Genomic DNA, 21511 nt, shown 5'->3' with positions numbered 1-21511 from the left:
GAACAAAACAAATACAGCCATCGACTTTTAACAGTAAAAGGCGATGGCTTTAAGTGTTACTTTAGCAATTATGCTTTTTTAAGCGCTTTCTTCAGCTTCTGCACTTTGGCCTCGGCTTTTTTAAGTTTTTCAACTTTCGCTTCTGCCTTTTTCAGTGACTTTTTAATATCTTTCTTGCTGACTTTCACTTCTTTTTTTACATCTTTTTTTACAACTTTGATTTTAGCTTCTTTCTTAGCCATCTCATTTCCTTGTCATCGCTTTGTGCACTCGCCTAAAAGTGGCCCTGTGCGGGGTGAAAAACAGGCTGAGCAGAGAAACTGCCAACCTATTCATGATTCGCTAGATTTGTGCTCTTCAATGAACTGCTTGATAAAACGGCGTAGCTCTCTTGCAGCGGAAGTATCCAGGTCTTCACACAGAGAAACAAACTCATCACGTTGATCTCCGTTAATACGAATGATGAGCTGACTGTCTTTCTTGTTTGCCGCTCGTTTTGCTTTCGGTGCCATCACAGATACACATTGTATATACATTGCATATATAAATAGTCTGCGATGAAAAAATGATCAATGCAGTCGCTTAAAATGTGGGATGGGATAGGCAATATGTACTGCAAAATTTGCAAAATTGAATGGGTGAACAAAAAAGACCCAGCGGTAGCCGGGCCTCTTCAGTACGTGTAATGCGCATCTCTCAAGCGTGTTACACCAATATTATTCAGCCAAATACTCGGCCAGTTGCTCTGCTGTCGGCAGCGCAGTCATCGCCCCTTTTGCTGTTGTTGCTAGCGCACCGCAAGCGTTGGCTTGCTTGATGATATCCAGCAATGCGGCTTTATCTTGCCAGTTATCGACAGATACCAAACCCGCCAACAGGCCGCCAACAAAGGCATCACCCGCACCTGTAGTATCAACAGGGCTGACCGGCTTACCAGTAAACAACTGCTGTTCATTACCCTGAACAACCAAAGCCCCTTTCTTACCCTGGGTAACGATAACCAGTGGCAGCTGGTAGTTTTCCTCAAGGAATGTCAGTGCCGTCTGTAGATCAGTCTTATCCGTTAGGAATAGCAATTCATCATCAGAGAACTTCACCACGTCAGAAAGTGCTACAGCTTGCATGACAACAGGCTTCAATTCAGCCGGGTTGGCCCATACTTCTTCGCGCAAGTTAGGGTCAAAAGACACATAGCCACCAGCGTCTTTAATCGCTTTCATCGCCTCTAACGTTGTACCGCGAGAAGGCTCATTGGCTAGGGCAATAGAGCAAGCGTGCAGCCATTCACCTTGGGCAAAAGCAGGGACATCTTCGCTAGATGTAAATTGGTCGGCACTCGGTTTTACCATAAAAGTAAAGCTGCGCTCGCCTTCATCATCCAGATCAACAATTACAGTTGAAGTACGGTGCTCGGCATCCAATTTCATCAAATCAGTATTTACGCCCTCTTCAGACAAAACCTGCTTCATAAAACGCCCTAGCGGATCTTGGCCAACGCGACCGAAAAATGCCGTTTCGCCACCTAGACGGGCAATACCTACCGCAACATTTGCAGGCGCACCGCCCGGACACTTCAGGTAAGTTCCTGCACCCTCAGGAATGAGGTCAACCACCGCATCACCAGTAACCCATACTTTTGCCATTCTCTTCTCTCCCAAAATTTCTAACTGTGCCAATTATTGCTAAACCGATTTAGCTGAACAACTAAAACAGCACCTGTTCAGGAATAAATGTGATCGGGATTACACTTCGACTCTGGTAACAATAGCAGCAGGATTTTATGACCAACAAAGCATCAGCGGTTATGAGATCAGAAACGCCCCGCTTGTTGAGCGGGGCGTTTCAGTGAGTTCAATAATAGATAAGGGAGGTTAGTCTTAGTCTATTCAATTATCTCATAAGTACTTTGCATTTCTTCCGGTGCAATACCGTAACCACCGTCGGTCAGATAGCCATCTATATAGACTTTCATTCCAGCATCATTCCAATCGACATCAATAACCGCGGTTTCGCCATCAAGGCTTCCCAACAGACTCAAAATATCTTCAGTGATAGGGATAGCTTTTATGCTTTTCACCCTTTTGAACGGCATAAAGGTATCAAACATCGGCAGTTCGCCATAAGTGGAATGCCATGTTTCTTTGGGAACCAGCCACTCGTTATAAACAGCACCAACAACGGGTGATGGATTACGGGCAATCACTACGTCCTCTGTTACCGTGTTTTGGGTTTCCAATACCGGCTTGCCATCCTCTCCTGCTACATAGGTAGGGAATTGCTTGCCCAATTCAACCTTATGAGGAAGCCTACCCAAGGTCACGGCTTTCTTACGGTATTCTTCTGCATCATCAAACTTTTCCATAATTTCCGGCACAGCCTGAAACGAAACTGGGGCTGATTTCGACTCAAGATCTGTTGAAGCAAACACAGACCAAGAGGAAAGAAGTGCAAAAGTGCATGCCGCAAGAGAAAGCTTTCTCATTTTTAATCTCAACAGTAATCACAACGGGGATATAGTAATGCCTCATAGGCCCATATGTCATGCATTAACAACACAATATTCACAAATGCCCTCAATAATGACATCCATCAAACATAGATATACATAACGTTGCATTATTTACCTTTTCATTAGATGATAACCAAGTTACCAATGCCCTCTTGGCATACGGAGGTGGTTATGGAAAATCATGCTTCTTGGCTGAAATGGCTAATGCATGCAATGACACTCGCCCCTTTAGCCCACCTTGCCATCGGCTTACCGGTTTATTTCATCTTGTTCTCAGGCTCGGTAGTCTATGCCGTAGGCCTTTGCTTATTTGCTGCTGCTAGTCTGCTGCCCGTTGAGTTTATCCACTCACTAGCACTCACCTATGCTGTTTCCGGCAAACTTCTGGTTGGGTTTACCCTTTATCAAGGCTGGCCACTTCCACTTGTCAGCCTGATCCCCGCCTTGTATCTCACCGCTTTGCTCGTACTGCGCTATAGGCTAAGAGAGACCAACTTCAGACCATGGGTGGCTTACTTAATCGAGAATGTTTGGCGTTCGATACTACTCTCGCTCGTCATAATGCTAACGGGTCTTGCTGCCGGGTTATCCGTTCATCTTTGCGCTTCTCTCTCGGGACTATTTGCAGCAGCATACCTGTTTTACCGCATCTGCCATTTCTATGTGCCACTATGGAGCCAAGTGCTTAGAACATATCTCAATAAACCGCCCCATCATCACAATTCATAAGCTTAAGCTATGCTTTTTAAAAGCAAATGATGAGGGAGCGCGCAATGACTTCAACACCCAATCAAATCATGACCCGGTTGGCATATTTGGGCTTGGTGCCGTTTGCACTGAGCCTGATCTGTATCTGGGCAGACAAAACCATGTTTGGCCTCACTGCCCACAAAGTCTTTATTGCCTACAGTGCAGTGATCTTAAGCTTCCTTTCGGGCATTTTGTGGGGCAATGCCATTGATCATATGAAAACCAGCCTCAGCCGCAATGCCTTGTTGCTCAGCAACCTGTTTGCCTTGATCGCCTGGGGCGTTTTGCTCCATTCTCCTGAAAGCTATGTATGGTCAGTGCTGGTTCTACTATTTGGTTTTGTCGCTATTTGGTTTGCTGAGAAGAAAATACGTGAAGTAGAAAAAGAAAATAGCCCGGCAGACTACCAACCGATGCGCAATAAGCTCACCGGGATTGTTGCCTTTTTCCACCTCGTTGCGCTAGCCAGCTAAGCTTCAAGCGACATGACACTTGGCCTGCGGCAAGCGAATAGTGAACCTCGCGCCGCCGCAATCACTTTCGCTGATCTTAATTTCCCCCTGATGCAGCGAGACAACCTGGGCAACTATCGCTAACCCCAAACCATGCCCACCAGACTGCCTATCCCGGGAAGTCCCCACTCGGTAAAACGGCTTTAATACGTTCTCCCGTTCATCTGGCGGGATACCACAGCCATCATCATCGACCTGAATGGTCAGCATTCCTTCGTGGCAGAACGCTTTTACTGAAATGCAGTGTTTTGCGTAGCGGAAAGCATTACGGATAATGTTGGACACTGCTCGTTCGAGGTGATGGGCATCAACATCAAAATAGCATTGTGACGGGCACTCCAAACTCAGTACCTGCTTAGTGTCCTTCTGGCAGTGGGCAATGGTTCGCTGCAGTACCTCGGCAACATCCTGTTGCTTGAGCTGTAATGTCACCCCAGAGCGTTCCATCTTGGCAAAGTACAGCAGCTCTTCAATCAGCGATTCCAGCTCATCGATATCATCATAAATGCCGCCCAGATAGCTTTTTTGCTCGGCATTCAACACCGACTCTTCCAACAGTTCCAGCTGACATTGCATCCGGAAAATAGGGGTTCTTAGCTCATGAGCAATGGCGTTGGTCAGATGTTTGTGGCTTTGGATCAACTCAGAGATTTTATCGGCCATTTGATTAAAACGGGCATTGAGTCGGCCAACCCGGTCACCAGCTTTCTCCGATGCCCGTACTTTGAAGTCGCCATCAGAAAAGGCCATGGTGGCCTCTTCCAACTTACGAAAACGTCCGGACAGCAGCCTCAACATAATCGCACTGTATAAGGCAAAAGTGGCAAAAAAGGAGGCCCATAACAGTTTGACTTCCAAGTCCAGCATCTGCCAGAGATCTTGCTCCACATCCGGCTGGAGGTAATACACCCACTGCTGATCCCCGAACACAACCCAGTACTCGTTTTCATCATCAAATAGGGCACCACGGCGGCTTAGTTCATTGCGTTCAGATTCCGTAAAACCAATTTCATCCCAGCTAAATTGTTGGAAGGTCAAATGGCTCTTCTCAGCATAGCCGGCAAGTAACTTATCGGCTTTTGCCTGGCCTCGCTGGGCTGCAACATCATCCAAAATCTGCATCACGCTAGACACGTGGCTGATTTCCAACTCGGCTTCGTAGTCAGTTGTCAGCTCTTGGGTCACAAAAGAAAAGGCCAAAATACAAAGGAAGAATAGACCCGACAAGCCACCAAAAAACTCTAAATACAGACGCTTCATACCACTACCCTACCAACGGTCAGGTACAAATAAATATCCTTTTCCGCGTACTGTAATGATCTTCCTTGGTAGCGACGGGTTATCGCCCAGCTTTTTGCGCAGGGTAACAATCTTATTGTCGATGGTACGATCTAGACCATCATATTTGATGCCGCGGGTTTCCATGACTAGGAATTCTCGTGTTAGCACTTCATCAGGATGACAAGCCAGCAACCACAACAAGTTAAACTCACTGTCCGTCAGGCTTACCGCTTCTCCGTTCATTTCACAGCTGCGGCTTCGATGATTTACGGTCAGTGAGCCATATCGATGCTCCTGTTCATCAGATGGAGCCGGCTCATTATCACCCACTTGAGCCGAGTTAACACTGCTCAATTCACGGCGCAACAACATTCTGATCCTCGCCAGCAATACGCGAGGTTTGATTGGCTTGTTGACAAAATCGTCCCCGCCAACCTCAAGCCCAGCGACATGATCGATATCGTCATCACTCGCTGTCAGCATCATAATTTTACTCTGCACCTTACCACGGATCTTACGGCAAATACTTAATCCATCCATGCCCGGCAACATCAAATCCAATACCACTAAATCCGGTTGGTGGTTAATGATCACATCAGGTGCTTCCAGCCCATCGTGTACTGTGATCACTTCAAACTGTTGTTGCCGAAGGTAATTTGCCAATAGCTCACACAGCTTCTCGTCATCCTCGACCAACACAATCTTTAACATGTAACCAACCTACACCAAATAAAACAACGTTCAAAAAGTGAGGATACACAATTTGGACACCTATTTCGATAGGTTATAGGATCAAAATTTAACATCCATGCAAGCTAAGATTGCAAGCGTACAACTGCACCTCATTGTTCATTCTCTGAGGTTCTCTGGGCTTGCAACGGAACTAGATGCAAACAGCCAAGATAAACGATGGCTACGCTTGAATATCAATTCGAAATTTAGACATAACCTATAAAGTTTTACGATGCTAATCATATCTTGAGATCTATATATTTACGGTTCTCATTTACTTATATCCTCTCTCAAAAAACAATATTCAGTGAGAGCCCTTTTGTGAGCTAGTTAGGCGTAAATAGCTTATGTTTTTTTATAATAAATCATCACACAAATGGAATTCATAAATAGAGGGATATATGTCAGCTATCATGGTACTAAATGGGCCTAACTTGAATTTACTGGGCACGCGAGAGCCTGCTCAGTATGGCAGTGAAACCATCGACGACTTGAAAGAACGCTGTACTGCTGCGGCAAGTCATTTTGACCATACTATTGATTTTCGTCAGTCCAACCATGAGGGCGTGTTGATTGATGCGATCCATGAAGCGGGCGAGCGTTTCAAGCAAGGAGAAATCCTTGGTATAGCTTTTAACCCCGGCGCTTACACCCATACTTCCATCGCCTTGCATGATGCAATCAAAGGGGTAGATGTCCCTGTTATAGAAGTACATATCTCCAACGTCCATGCCCGAGAAAGCTTCCGCCACCATTCTTATATTTCCCCTGTTGCCAAAGGGACCATCATAGGTATGGGTTTAAAGGGGTATGAGCTTGCTATCCAATGTATCGCTGAGTCTTGATAGTATTCAACCTAAACAAATAACAAATAACAAATAACAAATAACAAATAGCCATCGTAATATTCGATGGCTTTTTATATTCCCTAAATGTAGTGTTGCGCGAAAATAAAAAGGCCACCCTGTCAGCAAGGTGGCCTTTCAGATTCATTTACACTCTACATATCTTCGACTTCGCGTGTTGCTGCTTGGGCAGACAAGCGAATAAAGGCATTGTCTTCACCGTATTTTTTATATTCACCTACCCGCTGGAGCACCTCAAAGAAAATCCCATTGACTTCTTTGGTATAGAAGTGGAAAAACTCACCATCTTCACTACGGTCATACATAATATTATTTTGCTTGAGGCTCTCGATTAACTGCTCATCGAGGCCATACTTGGCTTCAATATCACGATAATAGTTATCCGGGATAGGCAGTTGGAATGTCTGCTCCAACGACTCTGCCGCTTTGAAAATATCTCGACACTCCAGTGCTATCTGATTCACCGATGCACCGTTAGACTTGGTCAGAAACTGCTGAGTTGCGGTATCTGACGCAGTCGTTGTATTGAGTACAATTTTGACATTGTTGTTGCTGCTGGTGACCGTTTTACTGGTGATCAGTCCATTGATATCCGGCAAATCAAAGCTTTGCTCTGGTTTGAAACCAAAAATGGAACGGTAAAAAAACGCCATCGACAGCATATCGGTATTTGGTACTGTTTGACCAATATGGTCAATACGCAACAAATTGCCATCGTCTTCAGTGGCTTGAGTGAGTACCGGTTCGAAGTCATGGTCATAGAAATTGCGCTGTGCTTTCTCGTCCAAGAAATACACTAGGCTATCACCCGCCCCGACAACCGCAGGAATACTTAGCTCATCATTGAGCCTTTGGTTATGGATAATGTCGCAGTGGTAACGGCTTGCTAGTGCCAAACTGCGCTGGCTATCTTCTGAAATCAGGCCAATCGCACAAACAGACTCGCCATGTCGCTTGAGGTATTCATGGGCACTGCTGTTCTTCTCGCCATTGAGTACGATATTGATTTCGCCTTTGTTCATCAATACAACATTCTTCGACTTGTGTACATGAGTCTTCCTAAACCCAAGCGATGCCAGCAGGTTATAGAAAGAGTTGTCAGATTCATCGGCAATAGAAAATTCAATAAAACCAATATCTTTGATTTCAGGCGCTGGCGCCGCTGGTACTTGTTGGGTGCCCACCTGGTCTTCAAGCCACTTCAACGAACGAATGCCATCTATCGATTTCTCTAGCGGTGAAGAAGAACGGAACTCATCATTGAAAATTTCATGGGACAGATAATCATCGAAGCCTTTGTCCTTAAGCGCTTGCAGGAACTCAATCACAGGCAGATCACCTTGTCCCGGGAAGCAGCGGAAGTGGCGGCTGTACTGCAGAATATCCATATGGATCTTCGGCGCATCCGCCACCTGCACCAAGGCGATTTTATCCGGGGTGATTTCGTTCTTGAGCACGTCCAAGGTGTTACCGCGGGCAAACATATGGAAGGTATCGAGAATGATCCCCATGTTCGGGTGATCGGCACGTTTTACCAAATCCCAAGCGTCATGGTAATCGGCAATATGGCGCCCCCACGCCAAGGCTTCATAACCCAGCATGATCTCTTCGCGCTGGGCAAGCTCAGCCAAAGTGTGGAGGTCACTGGCACATTGACTGCGGTCTGCTGACGCATAAGGCTGTACATTACTGCACATCAAGATACGGTTTGTACCCAGTTCATGGGCAACCTCGAACTTCATTTGCAGCATATTAATCTTCTGCTGGCGCAGAGGCTCGGGCATCCCTTCCATATCACGCATTGGCTGGAGGGCAACAATGCTGAGCCCGAAATCATCCGCCATACGCTTCACCTGAGCAGGGCTGTAACGGCACTGCGTCAGGTCATTTTCAAAGATCTCAACACCATCAAAGCCCGCCTTGGCGGCAGCTTCGAATTTCTGCGGCAAGGTTCCAGATAGACTCACCGTTGCGATAGAATATTTCATCATTACTTCCTTTCAATGAATACGTGATAATCTGCCCAATGCTGTGTTAGCTGACCTGGCGCACCTCAACATAGTTTTTGCTCTCGCTGGCTTCGACAATTGCGTCGATCACCAGCAGGTTCTGCAAGCCATCCTTAATACTGACTCTTGGCTCAGTTTCGCCACGGATCAATGCGCAGAAATGGGTAAGCTGGAGTGCAAGCGGATCCTCGCGTTCTAGCTCAACCGTATCGACGGCCAGCGGCTTCCACCATGATTTCTCTTCATCGCCAGTATGGTATTTCAAACGCATCGTAGGGATAGATAGCGAGCCATTGGTACCAGCAATGTGATAACAGTCTTCGTCGCCATAACTGGCATAAGACTTGTTCTCCAGCGATGTCTGCTCCCAGCTGCGGCCGCTGCATGCTGCATCAGAAAGAACAAACGTCCCCAACGCCCCACTGGCGAAATGCAAGGTCATCGCGGCCGTGTCTTCGACTTCAAACTGGCGATTCACATTCGAGCTCAACGCTTGGATGCCCACAATTTCACCAAGCAGGTAACGCAGATTGCCAATTTCGTGAATCATATTGATCAAGATTGGCCCGCCGCCCTTTTGCGTGCGCCATGGCCCTTCATCGAAATAGAAATCAGGCTTGTAGAAAACCGCACTACCAATCGCGGCAACCGGGTTTCCGAACCGCTCACTTTCAATGACCTGCTTGGCGGTTTCCAAAATCGGGCTATAGGCACGGTGATGGCCGACTAAAATCTTGCTGTTATGCTTTTCGGCTTCTTTGTATAGGGCAAAGCCTTCTTCAATGGTTTGTGTTACCGGTTTTTCAACAATGGCCGGTACCCCTTCATTGACACACTGCATCGCCTGCTCGGCATGCAGTTTATTGGGCGTAGCCAAGATAATGCCATCAGGCTTGGCGTCATCGAATAGTGCATTCAGGCTTGGAAATAGTGGAACATTATATTGCTCGGCTAATTCCTTCGCTTGTGGAGAAGGATCAACAATGGCAGACAACTCACACTCTTTACTCTCACTGATTAATTTCAGGTGAGTTTTTCCAATTAGCCCAGCTCCCGCCACTGCAATTTTAATTTTTGTCATTACTTGCCTCTTATTTCATATTTATTTTGGTTGATAAAAGCCACTGTATCGCTTTGTTTTTTACTTATGTTTAAACTATGGTGCAGCTATGTTTTAACTAACTTCCAGCTATGGCTTACCAACTTTTTAGATATTTATTGATAATTGATTTACATACAGAATGAGTGAAATTGTCACCCCAGATAATATTGTTGTGATTAATAATGTACTTGAGCAAAAAACGCTATCACCATATTGCCCGCCTATTACCGGGTATATACTCAGCATTGGCATTGCGGAAAATAAAATAACCGCTAGTTGTAATTCTCCATCCAGTGGAAAAATAAACGTCAAGAATAAAGCAATAACTGGACAGATTATTAGTTTTGTACTGCATACCAATAGTGAACGGCTAATATTGGATTTTACGGTTGCACCGACCAAGGAGCCGCCAATGACAAATAAAGCAAGCCCAGTCGAAACCTTTGCCGCCATCTCCAGCACACCGCCCGCAACAGTTGGCAGTGAAATACCAAAGATATTGATCGTAAAGCCAATAGTTACAGCGATGATCATTGGATTTCTGGTTAATTTCGTCAATGATGCCAGGTAGATGGCTTTCTTACTTTTTCCCGATTGATTATGTGTGATTTCTAAAATCATGAAAGCCAATGGGATAAGAATAATGTTTTCTATCAAAAAACACATCACAAAGGCTTTTGCTGTCGTATCTTCAAACAGCTGAATAACAATCGGTATACCAACAAACGCACTGTTTGAGAGCGCGCAGCCCAAACTGTTCATTGCTGATGACTTACTATTATTCTTTAGCAGGGCTCGGCTCGCGACAAAACCGATGGTCATTGCGATAAGCCCTGTCACTCCGTAAACCAATAAATAGTTAAAGCTGATTGCTTCAGACAACTCGATAGTACTGACATTCAAGATAATCAATGCCGGCAAAGCAATGTACATGACAAACTTTCCAGCTTCAGCCACAAAGCTTTTAGAAAACGCCCCCATCGACACCGCGAAGTAGCCAACTGACATCATCAGTACAATAGGTGCAAGTATTTCCGCCACCGACATTGTAATTATCCCCAGTCAACCTAATATCCGAACAGCCTTGGTAACATCGTCACTGAGCTTGGTACGAACGTAATAAACATCAGGACAAACACTTCAATGATGAATAGCGGCATAACCTGGCGTGAAATTGCGGCAATACCCACTTTCGAGATTGAATTTGCCACGAACAAACACATCCCCATTGGTGGCGTGATCAAGCCAATCATCAAGTTGAAGATCACGATGACACCGAAGTGGATTGGGTCGATACCAAAGCTCATCGCAATCGGGTGCAAGATTGGGATAAGGATCAGCATGGCCGCGATACCTTCAAGGAACAGGCCAATACATAGCAATATCAAGTTAACCAACAGCAGGAATACAATAGGATTGGTGATGTTATCCAGTACCTGCTGGCTGATCATTTGCGGCACTTGCGAGAAGGTCAGCAACCAGTTCGCCACCGATACGACAGCAATCAAGATCAATACAATTGACGAATCGCGCATCGAGGTAATGAAGATCTCTGGCAAATCTTTGATCTTCAATGTCTTGAAGACGAACATACCAATCGTCAAAGCATAGAAAGCCGCGAAGGCTGCCGCTTCCGTTGGTGTCACAATCCCCATAAGAATTGAGCCAAGGATCAATACTGGCATAGTCAGCGGGATAATCGCATTAACGAACGCCTTGAAACGCCCCGTTACAACTGCCGTATTTTTGATATTGTGCTTCGTCGCGTAGTAATACACATAGGCCGACAAGCAAATTGCAGAGAGGATGCCAGGAACAATACCTGCAAGGAAAAGCCCCGGAACCGATACGCCACTAGCAATAAGGGCATAGATAATCACAGGAATACTTGGTGGGATCATCGGACCAATTACCGAAGAAGCCGCAGTCAACGCCGATGAAAATGACTTGGAATAGCCTTCCTTCTCCATTTCAGGAATAAAGACCCGACCCAGAGCAGAGGTATCTGCCACCGCCGAACCAGAAAGCCCTGCAAACATGACCGAAGACCAAATATTGACCTGAGCCAGACCACCTTTAAACGTACCAACTAGGGCATTAGCAAATGTGATAATTCGCTTGGTGATGCCACTTTTATTCATTAGCTCGCCTGCCAAGACGAAAAGTGGGATCGCAAGGATTGAAAATGAGTCCAACCCGCCAAAAATACGTTGCCCAATCAGGCTTAAAGAAATAGGGGTATCAGAAATAAATAACGTTATTGACAGAATAATACCGAAAACGAGCGGTATACCCAGTATTAGCATACTGGATAGAAATGCTAAAGATAACATGTTACTTCCTTATATTTATTTATCTTTTATTTACTGGTAAGCGTACTTAATTCATAACGGCGCAATTGAATATAGCTGGCTAATTTCATGACTGCGGCAATGGTTAATCCTGCTCCACCAATGACAATCGCTGATTGGAAGAAATACATGCTCAAGCCTGTGCCTGGAGAAGTGATTGACCCGCGACGCATTACAAACAAATAGCCAGACCAAGTAATTAATACACCACTTGCCAATACTGCAACGTCCGTCAGGATATTTAATCTGGCTAGATTTTTTTTCGATAAGAAGCTGTCAAGCACCGAAAACTTAATATGAAGGCCCTCTAGGTAGCAGAGGATCATGCCAAACATCACACCGTATATCATGGAGTATTTGGCAACTTCCTCACTCCATAAAATTGGGCTATCCAAAAAGTAACGGCTAATACTGGCAGCCAGCATGACACTAAAAAGAATAAATAACGACAAGGCCGCTAGCACTGACAGTAGTTTTTTATAGAAGACCATCATACACATCCTTGATATTGCTTAAGACGGAAAAGCTGGCATGGTTATCCATGCCAGCTCAAACCACTTACTGAACCTGACTCGCTGCGTTTACAGAGTCCTGTACTTTCACTACCCACTTAGGATCAACCTGCTTCTTCAACCACTCCACAATTTGTGGCTGCGCGGCTGAGCGGAATTTTTCCAGCTCTTCCTGTGATAGAGAAGTAATTTCCATACCGTTTTTGGCAAGGATTTCCAGCCCTTGTGCTGAGTTAACCTGCTGGACAGCTCGGCCGACGGTTCCTGCCACTTTACCCGCACGGTCAATGATTTCCTTGTCCGCTGGGCTCAATGATGAGTAGAAGTCTTCATTGATTAGCAGGAAGTCAGTGCTGTACACATGGCCATCAAGGGTGATGTACTTTTGGAATTCGTAGAATTTACTCAGGGTAATAACGCTTACTGGATTCTCCTGACCATCGATAACACCGGTTGTCAGTGCAGTAGGTACTTCAGGGAAAGCGATTGGTGTCGCTTCAGCACCCAGTGATTTCATCATCTCGATATACAAAGGCAGCGTCATGACACGAATTTTCAGGCCTTTCAGATCTTCTGGAGAATGAATTGGGCGCTTAGAATTGGTGAAGTGGCGGAAGCCTGTTTCACCATAAGAAAGGGTACGAAGACCTGTTTGCTGCAGACAGTGCTCACTCAAGCTCTGGCCAAACTCGCCATCTAGCACTTTCCAGGCAACCGGTGATGAAGGGAACAAGTATGGAATTTCCAGTACCGATGCTTCCTTACATACTTTGGCAAAAGCACCCGATACCAAGCTCATTGTAACCATGCCTTCCTGGGTAGACTGCACCAACTCGGTTTCTGAACCCAACTGACCCGCAGGGTAGATGTTGACCTTCATCCTGCCGCCGGATTCCGCCTCAACCAAGTTTTTGAATACCTGAGTCGCTGCCCCTTTTTTGGATGTTGTCCACTCTTGGGCATCGACGTGACCAATGGTGATGTTGATTGTTTTCGCACTCACTGTGCCCGCAGTTGCTAGCGAAAGCGCTATGACTAATGACTTTATAATATTCACAACCGTTTACCTCCTGTTAACATACATTTGATACTAACAGTCGAAATTTATCGCCAGAAATTGATATAGCGCATAGGGCATTCAAATTAGGTATAAGCTGTTTAAAACACCTCAACTTAGCCTTTATTTTTCATTATGTTATACAAATGAATGTAAAAATTAACTTCGATTCCTGATTGGTATTTTATTGATAAATTGATGCTGGCTCACATTTAATTTAGCGCCTTAACAATAGCGTTTATTCAATACTTACAACCGGTAAAACTCAGAATGATTTACACACATTTATGCAACAAATAAAAAAAGCCCGAGGCATAACCTCGGGCAAGGACCGAACATGACTTATCGCCTATTACAAATCAGTTCACGTCTAGCAACACACTTCGATTGAGCTAAAATTCTTCGGTATCAATTTCCAGCTGAACCACGCTGTTATAGCGAGGGCCTTTTACTGTTTGCTGATTGATGATCTTATCCAACTGCCCAACAACTTCAGCCGATAAAGAAAAGTCTGCAGCAAGCCAATTCTCAACCAGGTGATCGCTATTTGTCGTGCCTGGCAGCACGATACTGTCTGGTTGCTTGGCCAATACCCAAGCCAAAGACAACTGGGCTAGCGAGATTTGGCGTGAGGGCTCTCCCGACAAATTCACCTGCGCAGCAACATCAAACAGCTGATCAATGAGCTTCAAGTTGCTCGGGTAATACTCCGATGAAAAACGCGGCATTGCCCGGCGGATGTCATTACCTTCAAACTGATCCGGGTCACGGATACACCCAGTCAGTGCCCCCCGTCCCAGCGGGCTGAATGCGACAAACGTAACGCCAATATCATTACATGCATCAAGCAATGCAATTTCGGGGTTCCGGCTCCATAGCGAATACTCTGACTGCACCGCCGCTATTGGATAAACCTCATCGGCTTTGCGCAGCGTATCTGCCGAGACTTCCGACAAACCGATCTCGCGAATTTTGCCTTCCTCGACCAGTCGCGACAGCTCACCCACGCTGTCTTCAATGGGGACGCTCTTATCCCAGCGGTGGAGGTAATACAGATCGATCACATCAGTTTTTAGCCGGGATAAACTCTGCTCACAGTGCTGACGCAGTGATGCTGGACGGCCATCAATTTGCTTTTTGCCATTGTCACCAATGAACATGCCACCTTTCGACGCTAGCAAAAACTCAGAGCGGCGGTGACCCACCGCTTTGGCCAACAACGCTTCGTTGGCCCCTGCACCATACAACATCGCTGTGTCTAGCATGTCGTAGCCGAGATCCAACGCCTCGTTAAGTAGCCTAATCCCCTGCTTCTCCGTCGGTGGCTGACCGTATGCATGGGAGAGGTTCATGCACCCAAGCGCGACCGGCGCAGTGTCTAACTGCCCTATCCTGCGCATGCATGCCCCCGCGACCAATCGCTTTCCAATTCCTGTTCAATGCGATCTAGGGTTTCCATTGCGCTCAGGCACTGATTAACACTGGAGTTAGGCTCACGGTTTTCGCGGATGGCGGCAAAGAACTCACGGTCAATCAGCTCGATACCGTTGTTTGATACCGCAACGTCACTCAAATCAATTGGATTCTCACGACCATCAAATAGGTCATCGTAACGGGCAATGAAAGTACCTTCGTCGCAAATGTAGCGGAAGAAAGTGCCGAACGGGCCGTCATTGTTGAATGACAGGGACAAAGTACAAATAGCGCCTGATGGGACTTTCATACCAATACTCATGTCCATCGCAATACCAAGCTCAGGATGGATAGGTCCTTGCAGCGCGGTAACTTTCGAAGCGACTTCACCTGTCTGGTACTGAAACAGATCAACCGTATGGCAGGCGTGGTGCCAAAGCAGATGATCCGTCCAGCTGCGTGGCTCACCCTTGGCATTGGTATTGGTACGACGGAAGAAGTAAGTTTGGACATCCATCTGTTGGATATTCAGTTCGCCGGCTTGGATCTTGTTATGGATCCACTGGTGACTTGGATTAAATCGACGAGTATGACCAGCCATTGCCACCAAACCGGTAGTCTGCTGGACATCGACCAAGCGGCGGGAATCTTCCAGATTGTCTGCCATCGGAATTTCCACCAGTACATGCTTACCGGCTTCAAGACACTGAATGGCCTGGCTGGCGTGCATCTGGGTTGGCGTTGCTAAGATCACTGCATCCAGATCCTCAAGCGCCAGTGCCTGCTCTAGCTCTTCGGTCACCAGCGGCTGGTTGTATTCAGCGGCTACTGACTGGAGTTTGTCCAAATCGCGGCCAACAAGCGCCGTCACTTCAACACCTTCGATATTCTTGATTGCTTCAAGATGCTTAGTACCAAATGCACCGTTTGCACCCACTACACATACTTTCATCATTACATCCCTTTTATGTTTAAGTCAGTCTGTAACGCTTTGGGTCCTGTTAAGAGGACAAGCGTTTAAGCACCGTGTTTGCTAACTCAGTAAAATCTTCGCTATCGGCTTTCAGTGCCAATGAACCAATTTGCTCTTGCCATTGCACCGTTGCCTGCGTCATAGCGTTATCCAGTTCCAGCTGCTCCACCGTCAGTGCCACTTCGCGCATTTCTGCAGCGCGGCGCTGGCCATGAACCATCATTCGCTCGAGGTTATAGGCAGCAGCTTGGCGCCAGTTGATACCAGGGTGGCTTGCTTCCAGCGAGCTAAGCACATAGTCCTCGACATTAGCTTTTTTAGCACTGAGGAAAGATTCCGCCATCAGCGCTTCCATCCCCTTCACCATGATGCTTCTGATCATCTTGACCGAAGAGGCGGCACCGATATCACCTTCAATAACATCCAGATTCATGTCCAGCTGCTCCATGATCTTTTTGGCTTCTGCCACATGGGGGCCACTGATCAAAACGGGTGTCTGGTGTCGCTTCGGATAAATCGGCGACATAATGGCGACATCAACATATTTGCCGCCTGCTTGTTCTATCAACCTGGCATTCATGCGCTTTGAATCCGGCGAACAAGAATTACAGTCGAAATAAAACTGTCCCGGCTGGATGTGAAGCGCGGCATGCTCAGCAGCAACCCGCGCCTGATCCGCTGTAACCAGAGAGAAAATCGCGGTCGCACCACTCAGTGCTGCACCAAGATTGAAGCATCCCTGTACCCCTGATTCGATGTAATCAGTCAGTTTCGCCTTCCGCAGGGAAGGATTATCCGTTTTGATGTCATAAGCCGTTGTAACCGGAGCCTGACTATCACTCCAGCCAGACATAATTGCCTGCCCTGCTTCACCAAAACCTAGAAAGGCAACTTGTGATAACTTGGCCATTGCCACTCCTTTCAATCGATTAACATTCACAACGCGCAATTGTTAATGCGCCGTTAACCAAAAGCTATCACCAGCTGATTTTTAAAGGTAATTAATTAAAAGCGAGAGATATTCATTTTTTGAATAGACAGTAATAATTCCTAGCTCAAAACCGATAGCGCTAATCCTTTATCACGCAGTAAACTTATAAAGCTTTTCTGGAGTTCTGTCGCATGCCAGTTCTGCCTGAAGGTTAATCCTATAGGCCTAGAATGACTGAATGAAGGAAAGTCTAAAATAGTGAACTTGCCCTCATTAAGTTCCCGCTGGACTTGATGCTTTGAAAGTATCGCTAACTTATTGCTACCAAGTAATATTTCTCTTACCAGTATTTGCGAACTGGTTTCGATTAATTTCTGCGGATAGCTTTCAGTGTCGGAAAAAAATTCATTAAACATTCTTCGTGCAGGCGTATGCTCGCCAGGTACCACCCAACTTTGCTCAGCAAGAATATCCATGGTTAAATCATCCACTTTAGTTAATGGATGATCGGTTCTGGCGATAATATTATTACTTGAATCAAAAAGGGTTTCTTGCCTTATATCAACAGCCGGTGGCGGGAATCGTAGCGCGCCAATCAATACATCAATTTCACCATTGCGAAGATGATAAAGCAGATCAGAGTAGTCCCCTTCCACGACCTTGATATTGAAGTCATCATTAATGTAAGAGAAGTCATTAATCGTCTCTGGTAGCAGGCAGGTTCTAGCAAGAGGCATACTGCCAATCACGATTCTCCCAGCTCCTGCCAACTGTTCGGAGCTGATCTCTTCCAGGCCCTGTTGGATTTCCTTGAACGCCAGCTTGGTCGCTTTAAGCAAGCCAAGCCCCACTTTACTGATACTGATCCCCAACGATGTTTTCTCAAATAGAACAACATCTAAACTGGCTTCCAATTCTTTTGAGGCTCGATAAAGCGAAGACTGTGACACGCCAATACTGCGCCCAGCCGCTGAATAGCTTTTATTTTCGGCTACCGCTAATAAAGCCCTTAGCTGAGTGATAGTGACAGTATTGATATAATTGGAAGGTTTTGATTTTTTTGAACTTCCCGTTTTTATATTAAGAATTTTGGTAAGTTCATCATCCAAGATATTAATTGCACGACTGACTCGCTTATTAAATATCATTCCAAGTGATGTTAAATGCATGCCGTCAGAACGCCTTTCAAATAGCGTCGCTTTGACAGCATTTTCCAGCTTTGCTATTGCTTGGGTTAATGCGGGTTGGGATAAAAAAACCAATTCCGATGCCTTACTAATACTGCCTGACTCAGCAATGTAAATAAATGCCCGCAAATGCCTTAAATTAGGAATATCTACCATCTTCACGTCTAATAATAATTGAAATAATAGGGCCACTATACCAAAAACGAATACCTTTACATTATTTCGAAATGGTAAAAAAAGTGTTAAGACCAGATACTGTGATCACTGTAATCTTTAACAGCCGATTGGATACATTTTTTCAAGGATAGGAAAAGGGAACCCCACTATGAACAACAACGTCGTGGTGCAAAACATTGAACGAGTTAACCCTGAAATCATCGCTGGACTGGCTGAGTGCGGAGTCGCTACGGTCCATGAGGCACAAGGACGCCGTGGGTTGCTGGCCGACTATATGCGCCCTATTTACTCTGATGTTGCCGTTGCCGGTTCGGCCTTGACGATTTCTGGCGCGGCCGGTGACAACTGGATGATGCATGTTGCTATCGAGCAGGCCCGTGAAGGCGACATTCTTGTTTTCGCCCCTACCTCCCCATCGAATTTCGGTTTTTTTGGCGACCTATTAGCAACTTCAGCACAAGCTCGTGGCGTGGTCGGCTTGATCATTGAAGGCGGCGTTCGTGACGTGCGTGACCTGAAGAAAATGAACTTCCCGGTATGGTCGAAACATGTCTTCAGCCAGGGAACCATCAAGGAAACCCTCGGTTCAGTCAATATCCCAATGGTGTGTGCCGATGAGCTTATCAACCCGGGCGATGTCATTGTTGCTGACGATGACGGCGTTTGTGTCGTGCGCCGTGACGAAGCCGAACGAGTACTTTCCTTGGCCCGTGAGCGAATGGCGAAGGAAGAAGAGAAGCGTATTCGTTTGGCAAACGGCGAGTTAGGCCTCGATATCTACAACATGCGTGGCCGTTTGGCTGAAAAGGGCCTGAAGTATGTTTGATCAAACCTCTGTTCGCTGCATGTGGATGCGGGGAGGTACATCGAAAGGTGCCTACTTCCTCGCCAGCGATTTACCAAGCGATCCAAAGCAGCGCGATAACTTGTTACTTGGCGTGATGGGATCCCCAGACCCCCGCCAAATTGATGGCATGGGTGGGGCCGATCCCCTTACTTCCAAAGTTGCCATCGTCTCCCCCTCAAGCCGTGAAGGCGTGGACGTTGATTATTTGTTCCTGCAGGTGTTTGTCGATAAGCCTGTGGTAAGCGACGGGCAAAACTGCGGCAATATCCTTGCCGGCGTCGCGCCTTTTGCCATTGAGCGTGGTTTGATAGAGGCCAAAGACGGCGAAACGTCAGTTACGGTCTACATGGAAAATACTGGCCAAATCGCTGAGTGCCTGGTGCCTACGCCTAACAAGACTGTGAGCTATCAGGGTAACGCGGCTATCGACGGGGTACCTGGCACAGCTGCCCCAATTGCGGTGACTTTCCGTGATACGGCGGGCTCAAGTTGCGGGGCTCTGCTGCCGACCGGACGCCAGTTCGACAACATAGACGGCGTTGCCACTACCCTTATCGACAATGGCATGCCTGTTGTCGTCATTCGCGCCGAAGATGTCGGCATCAAAGGCAGTGAAAGCCGTGACGAACTCGACAGCAACGAAGCGCTTAAAGCCCGTCTGGAATCTATCCGCTTACAAGCTGGCCCTTTGATGAATCTTGGCGATGTCACTGACAAATCCGTCCCGAAAATGTCATTGGTGAGCCCGGCACAACATGGCGGGGCTATCTCCACCCGAACATTTATCCCTCACCGCTGCCATGCCTCTATCGGGGTGCTAGGTGCCGTGAGTGTGGCATCTGCCTGCTTGTTGCCAGAATCTCCAGCCTTTGAACTCGCTAGGGTTGAAGTTGGCGACACGATGACATTGGACATCGAACACCCAACCGGCGCTCTTACCGTCATAGTCAATCGAAGCGATGGTGACGAGAGCGCAGCAATATTGCGAACAGCAAGAAAGCTGTTCGATGGCAACGTATTCATCGCAAACCAATTTTAAAAATAACGAAAAAGGAATAAACATGGACGCTGATTACCTCCCTTTCCACCCAAACCCACGTACCCCGGCATTTAAGGTTCCGGCAGACGCAGTGGATGCCCATTGCCATGTCTTTGGCCCTGCAGCCCAATTCCCTTATTCTCCGAAACGTAAATACACCCCGTGCGATGCCAGCAAAGCGCAATTGTTTGCTCTGCGCGATCACCTAGGCTTTAGCCGCAATGTTATCGTTCAAGCCTCTTGCCATGGCACAGACAATGCAGCCCTGGTAGACGCGCTTAATACGGCCGGCGAGCTGGCCCGAGGCGTTGCCGTGGTTGATGAGTCCATTACTGAAGAAGAGCTTCTTGCCATGCACCAAGCTGGCGTGCGTGGCGTGCGTTTCAATTTCGTCAAACGCTTGGTTGATACCACGCCGAAATCGGTATTCAAAAATATCGCGGCGAAAATCCGCCCATTTGGCTGGCATATCGTGGTGTATTTCGAAGCCCAGGATCTTGAAGATATCGCGCCATTCCTTGAAGAGCTGGATACCACCATTGTGATTGACCACATGGGGCGGCCCGATGTCAGCAAGCCAGTTGATGGCCCTGAGTTTCAAGCCTTCGTTAGCCTATTGGAGCGCAACCCGCACTTCTGGACCAAGGTGAGCTGCCCAGAAAGATTGACCCAAACCCCGCCGGATTACAGCGATGTGGTGCCATTTGCCAAGTATTTGGTAGAACGCTTCCCTGAGCGAGTACTATGGGGCACCGACTGGCCGCACCCCAACATGAAATCCCACACCCCGGATGATGGCCAACTGGTCGATGTGATCCCGCAGATCGCCCCAACGCCAGCCCTGCAGCAGGCACTATTGGTCACCAACCCCGACAAACTATACTGGCAGCAAGCCTAGGGAGAGCACATGTCTTACCTCGATAACCCAAACGCCATTGAAGGCACCACCCTGTTCGACAGCACTATGGCCCGCAAGGGCTATGGCCTAAACAAAATGTGCTTTTCCCTTAACAACGCCGAGGCAAGAGCCGCCTTTTCCGCTGACGAGATGGCCTATTGCGATAAATTCAACCTCACCGAGGCACAGAAGCAAGCCATCGCCAATCGCGATGTTTTGGGGCTCATCGAAGAAGGCGGCAGCATCTATTACCTTGCCAAATTTGTCGGCATGCTGGGGCTTAACATGCAGGACATCGGAGCCATCCAAACCGGCGTCACACTCGAAGAATTCAACCAAAAACTGCGTAACCCAGGGAGCTAAAC

General features: G+C 46.9%; 23 protein-coding genes. 7 read left to right on the top strand and 16 right to left on the bottom strand.

What is annotated here, in order from left to right; translation table 11 throughout:
- Positions 1-68 precede the first annotated feature (68 nt).
- The 4 genes from ACXAD4_RS24170 to ACXAD4_RS24155 form a co-directional block, all read right to left on the bottom strand.
- Complete coding sequence (locus tag ACXAD4_RS24170; RefSeq protein WP_475244585.1) at positions 69-242, bottom strand: hypothetical protein; 174 nt, start codon at positions 240-242, stop codon at positions 69-71.
- A gap of 90 nt (positions 243-332) precedes the next feature.
- On the bottom strand, positions 333-512 hold the full coding sequence (locus ACXAD4_RS24165; protein ID WP_475244584.1) for a hypothetical protein: 180 nt from the start codon (positions 510-512) through the stop codon (positions 333-335).
- A gap of 204 nt (positions 513-716) precedes the next feature.
- Positions 717-1643 (bottom strand): aminoimidazole riboside kinase, encoded by a 927-nt coding sequence (locus ACXAD4_RS24160; protein WP_475244583.1) that lies wholly within the window; start codon positions 1641-1643, stop codon positions 717-719.
- 239 nt (positions 1644-1882) lie between these two features.
- Positions 1883-2482: a hypothetical protein gene (locus ACXAD4_RS24155; protein ID WP_475244582.1), complete on the bottom strand. Its 600-nt coding sequence runs from the start codon at positions 2480-2482 to the stop codon at positions 1883-1885.
- Positions 2483-2680: 198 nt separating this feature from the next.
- Here ACXAD4_RS24155 and ACXAD4_RS24150 point away from each other — a divergent pair, with 198 nt between their 5' ends.
- Together ACXAD4_RS24150 and ACXAD4_RS24145 are read left to right on the top strand one after the other, a co-directional pair.
- Positions 2681-3238 (top strand): hypothetical protein, encoded by a 558-nt coding sequence (locus ACXAD4_RS24150; protein WP_475244581.1) that lies wholly within the window; start codon positions 2681-2683, stop codon positions 3236-3238.
- A gap of 44 nt (positions 3239-3282) precedes the next feature.
- Positions 3283-3732, top strand: coding sequence for a DUF3429 domain-containing protein (locus ACXAD4_RS24145; RefSeq protein WP_475244580.1), 450 nt, complete (start codon positions 3283-3285; stop codon positions 3730-3732).
- Positions 3733-3735: 3 nt separating this feature from the next.
- Here the strand turns inward: ACXAD4_RS24145 and ACXAD4_RS24140 are convergent, their stop codons facing one another.
- Together ACXAD4_RS24140 and ACXAD4_RS24135 are read right to left on the bottom strand one after the other, a co-directional pair.
- The gene (locus ACXAD4_RS24140; protein WP_475244579.1) at positions 3736-5031 is read right to left on the bottom strand and encodes an ATP-binding protein; all 1296 of its coding nucleotides are present in this window, start codon (positions 5029-5031) and stop codon (positions 3736-3738) included.
- A 9-nt stretch (positions 5032-5040) separates the two neighbouring features.
- The gene (locus tag ACXAD4_RS24135) at positions 5041-5763 is read right to left on the bottom strand and encodes a response regulator (protein WP_475244578.1); all 723 of its coding nucleotides are present in this window, start codon (positions 5761-5763) and stop codon (positions 5041-5043) included.
- 422 nt (positions 5764-6185) lie between these two features.
- Between ACXAD4_RS24135 and aroQ the strand changes: the two genes are divergently transcribed.
- The gene (gene aroQ / locus ACXAD4_RS24130; RefSeq protein ID WP_475244577.1) at positions 6186-6629 is read left to right on the top strand and encodes a type II 3-dehydroquinate dehydratase; all 444 of its coding nucleotides are present in this window, start codon (positions 6186-6188) and stop codon (positions 6627-6629) included.
- A gap of 155 nt (positions 6630-6784) precedes the next feature.
- Here the strand turns inward: aroQ and ACXAD4_RS24125 are convergent, their stop codons facing one another.
- The 10 genes from ACXAD4_RS24125 to ACXAD4_RS24080 all read right to left on the bottom strand — a co-directional run bounded on the left by ACXAD4_RS24125 (position 6785) and on the right by ACXAD4_RS24080 (position 18341).
- Positions 6785-8638: a bifunctional sugar phosphate isomerase/epimerase/4-hydroxyphenylpyruvate dioxygenase family protein gene (locus ACXAD4_RS24125; protein WP_475244576.1), complete on the bottom strand. Its 1854-nt coding sequence runs from the start codon at positions 8636-8638 to the stop codon at positions 6785-6787.
- A 46-nt stretch (positions 8639-8684) separates the two neighbouring features.
- Entirely contained in the window at positions 8685-9740 is a 1056-nt protein-coding gene (locus tag ACXAD4_RS24120) for a Gfo/Idh/MocA family protein (RefSeq protein ID WP_475244575.1), read from the bottom strand.
- Between the two features lie 126 nt (positions 9741-9866).
- Entirely contained in the window at positions 9867-10808 is a 942-nt protein-coding gene (locus tag ACXAD4_RS24115) for an AEC family transporter (RefSeq protein ID WP_475244574.1), read from the bottom strand.
- Between the two features lie 20 nt (positions 10809-10828).
- Entirely contained in the window at positions 10829-12094 is a 1266-nt protein-coding gene (locus tag ACXAD4_RS24110) for a TRAP transporter large permease (protein WP_475244573.1), read from the bottom strand.
- Positions 12095-12120: 26 nt separating this feature from the next.
- Positions 12121-12606, bottom strand: coding sequence for a TRAP transporter small permease (locus ACXAD4_RS24105; protein ID WP_475244572.1), 486 nt, complete (start codon positions 12604-12606; stop codon positions 12121-12123).
- Between the two features lie 64 nt (positions 12607-12670).
- The gene (locus ACXAD4_RS24100) at positions 12671-13681 is read right to left on the bottom strand and encodes a DctP family TRAP transporter solute-binding subunit (RefSeq protein WP_475244571.1); all 1011 of its coding nucleotides are present in this window, start codon (positions 13679-13681) and stop codon (positions 12671-12673) included.
- 392 nt (positions 13682-14073) lie between these two features.
- Entirely contained in the window at positions 14074-15081 is a 1008-nt protein-coding gene (locus ACXAD4_RS24095; RefSeq protein WP_475244570.1) for an aldo/keto reductase, read from the bottom strand.
- Positions 15069-16046, bottom strand: coding sequence for a Gfo/Idh/MocA family oxidoreductase (locus ACXAD4_RS24090; RefSeq protein WP_475245629.1), 978 nt, complete (start codon positions 16044-16046; stop codon positions 15069-15071). The genes ACXAD4_RS24095 and ACXAD4_RS24090 overlap by 13 nt, the downstream gene beginning before the upstream one ends.
- 49 nt (positions 16047-16095) lie before the next feature.
- Positions 16096-16977 (bottom strand): NAD(P)-dependent oxidoreductase, encoded by an 882-nt coding sequence (locus ACXAD4_RS24085; RefSeq protein WP_475244569.1) that lies wholly within the window; start codon positions 16975-16977, stop codon positions 16096-16098.
- A gap of 140 nt (positions 16978-17117) precedes the next feature.
- Positions 17118-18341 (bottom strand): LysR family transcriptional regulator, encoded by a 1224-nt coding sequence (locus ACXAD4_RS24080; RefSeq protein WP_475244568.1) that lies wholly within the window; start codon positions 18339-18341, stop codon positions 17118-17120.
- Positions 18342-18510: 169 nt separating this feature from the next.
- On the opposite strand from ACXAD4_RS24080, the gene ACXAD4_RS24075 reads away from it, so the two are divergent.
- The 4 genes from ACXAD4_RS24075 to ACXAD4_RS24060 are packed head-to-tail and all read left to right on the top strand — an operon-like array spanning position 18511 to position 21509.
- A complete protein-coding gene (locus ACXAD4_RS24075) occupies positions 18511-19188 on the top strand; it encodes a 4-carboxy-4-hydroxy-2-oxoadipate aldolase/oxaloacetate decarboxylase (RefSeq protein WP_475244567.1) in 678 nt (225 codons plus the stop codon).
- Positions 19181-20248: a 4-oxalomesaconate tautomerase gene (locus tag ACXAD4_RS24070; RefSeq protein WP_475244566.1), complete on the top strand. Its 1068-nt coding sequence runs from the start codon at positions 19181-19183 to the stop codon at positions 20246-20248. The genes ACXAD4_RS24075 and ACXAD4_RS24070 overlap by 8 nt, the downstream gene beginning before the upstream one ends.
- Positions 20249-20270: 22 nt before the next feature.
- On the top strand, positions 20271-21146 hold the full coding sequence (locus ACXAD4_RS24065) for an amidohydrolase family protein (RefSeq protein WP_475244565.1): 876 nt from the start codon (positions 20271-20273) through the stop codon (positions 21144-21146).
- A 9-nt stretch (positions 21147-21155) separates the two neighbouring features.
- Complete coding sequence (locus ACXAD4_RS24060) at positions 21156-21509, top strand: protocatechuate 4,5-dioxygenase subunit alpha (RefSeq protein WP_475244564.1); 354 nt, start codon at positions 21156-21158, stop codon at positions 21507-21509.
- The last annotated feature ends 2 nt before the right edge of the window (positions 21510-21511 follow it).

Source organism: Photobacterium sp. AWH4_225 (genome assembly GCF_056158405.1).
This window is presented reverse-complemented; position numbering and strand designations above follow the sequence as displayed.

What these genes read in the sequence shown, in the direction of transcription:
- ACXAD4_RS24170 (WP_475244585.1), bottom strand. Translation starts at nt 242, where the DNA reads ATGGCTAAGAAAGAAGCTAAAATCAAAGTTGTAAAAAAAGATGTAAAA.
- ACXAD4_RS24165 (WP_475244584.1), bottom strand. Translation starts at nt 512, where the DNA reads ATGGCACCGAAAGCAAAACGAGCGGCAAACAAGAAAGACAGTCAGCTC.
- ACXAD4_RS24160 (WP_475244583.1), bottom strand. Translation starts at nt 1,643, where the DNA reads ATGGCAAAAGTATGGGTTACTGGTGATGCGGTGGTTGACCTCATTCCT.
- ACXAD4_RS24155 (WP_475244582.1), bottom strand. Translation starts at nt 2,482, where the DNA reads ATGAGAAAGCTTTCTCTTGCGGCATGCACTTTTGCACTTCTTTCCTCT.
- ACXAD4_RS24150 (WP_475244581.1), top strand. Translation starts at nt 2,681, where the DNA reads ATGGAAAATCATGCTTCTTGGCTGAAATGGCTAATGCATGCAATGACA.
- ACXAD4_RS24145 (WP_475244580.1), top strand. Translation starts at nt 3,283, where the DNA reads ATGACTTCAACACCCAATCAAATCATGACCCGGTTGGCATATTTGGGC.
- ACXAD4_RS24140 (WP_475244579.1), bottom strand. Translation starts at nt 5,031, where the DNA reads ATGAAGCGTCTGTATTTAGAGTTTTTTGGTGGCTTGTCGGGTCTATTC.
- ACXAD4_RS24135 (WP_475244578.1), bottom strand. Translation starts at nt 5,763, where the DNA reads ATGTTAAAGATTGTGTTGGTCGAGGATGACGAGAAGCTGTGTGAGCTA.
- aroQ (WP_475244577.1), top strand. Translation starts at nt 6,186, where the DNA reads ATGTCAGCTATCATGGTACTAAATGGGCCTAACTTGAATTTACTGGGC.
- ACXAD4_RS24125 (WP_475244576.1), bottom strand. Translation starts at nt 8,638, where the DNA reads ATGAAATATTCTATCGCAACGGTGAGTCTATCTGGAACCTTGCCGCAG.
- ACXAD4_RS24120 (WP_475244575.1), bottom strand. Translation starts at nt 9,740, where the DNA reads ATGACAAAAATTAAAATTGCAGTGGCGGGAGCTGGGCTAATTGGAAAA.
- ACXAD4_RS24115 (WP_475244574.1), bottom strand. Translation starts at nt 10,808, where the DNA reads ATGTCGGTGGCGGAAATACTTGCACCTATTGTACTGATGATGTCAGTT.
- ACXAD4_RS24110 (WP_475244573.1), bottom strand. Translation starts at nt 12,094, where the DNA reads ATGTTATCTTTAGCATTTCTATCCAGTATGCTAATACTGGGTATACCG.
- ACXAD4_RS24105 (WP_475244572.1), bottom strand. Translation starts at nt 12,606, where the DNA reads ATGATGGTCTTCTATAAAAAACTACTGTCAGTGCTAGCGGCCTTGTCG.
- ACXAD4_RS24095 (WP_475244570.1), bottom strand. Translation starts at nt 15,081, where the DNA reads ATGCGCAGGATAGGGCAGTTAGACACTGCGCCGGTCGCGCTTGGGTGC.
- ACXAD4_RS24090 (WP_475245629.1), bottom strand. Translation starts at nt 16,046, where the DNA reads ATGAAAGTATGTGTAGTGGGTGCAAACGGTGCATTTGGTACTAAGCAT.
- ACXAD4_RS24085 (WP_475244569.1), bottom strand. Translation starts at nt 16,977, where the DNA reads ATGGCCAAGTTATCACAAGTTGCCTTTCTAGGTTTTGGTGAAGCAGGG.
- ACXAD4_RS24080 (WP_475244568.1), bottom strand. Translation starts at nt 18,341, where the DNA reads ATGGTAGATATTCCTAATTTAAGGCATTTGCGGGCATTTATTTACATT.
- ACXAD4_RS24075 (WP_475244567.1), top strand. Translation starts at nt 18,511, where the DNA reads ATGAACAACAACGTCGTGGTGCAAAACATTGAACGAGTTAACCCTGAA.
- ACXAD4_RS24070 (WP_475244566.1), top strand. Translation starts at nt 19,181, where the DNA reads ATGTTTGATCAAACCTCTGTTCGCTGCATGTGGATGCGGGGAGGTACA.
- ACXAD4_RS24065 (WP_475244565.1), top strand. Translation starts at nt 20,271, where the DNA reads ATGGACGCTGATTACCTCCCTTTCCACCCAAACCCACGTACCCCGGCA.
- ACXAD4_RS24060 (WP_475244564.1), top strand. Translation starts at nt 21,156, where the DNA reads ATGTCTTACCTCGATAACCCAAACGCCATTGAAGGCACCACCCTGTTC.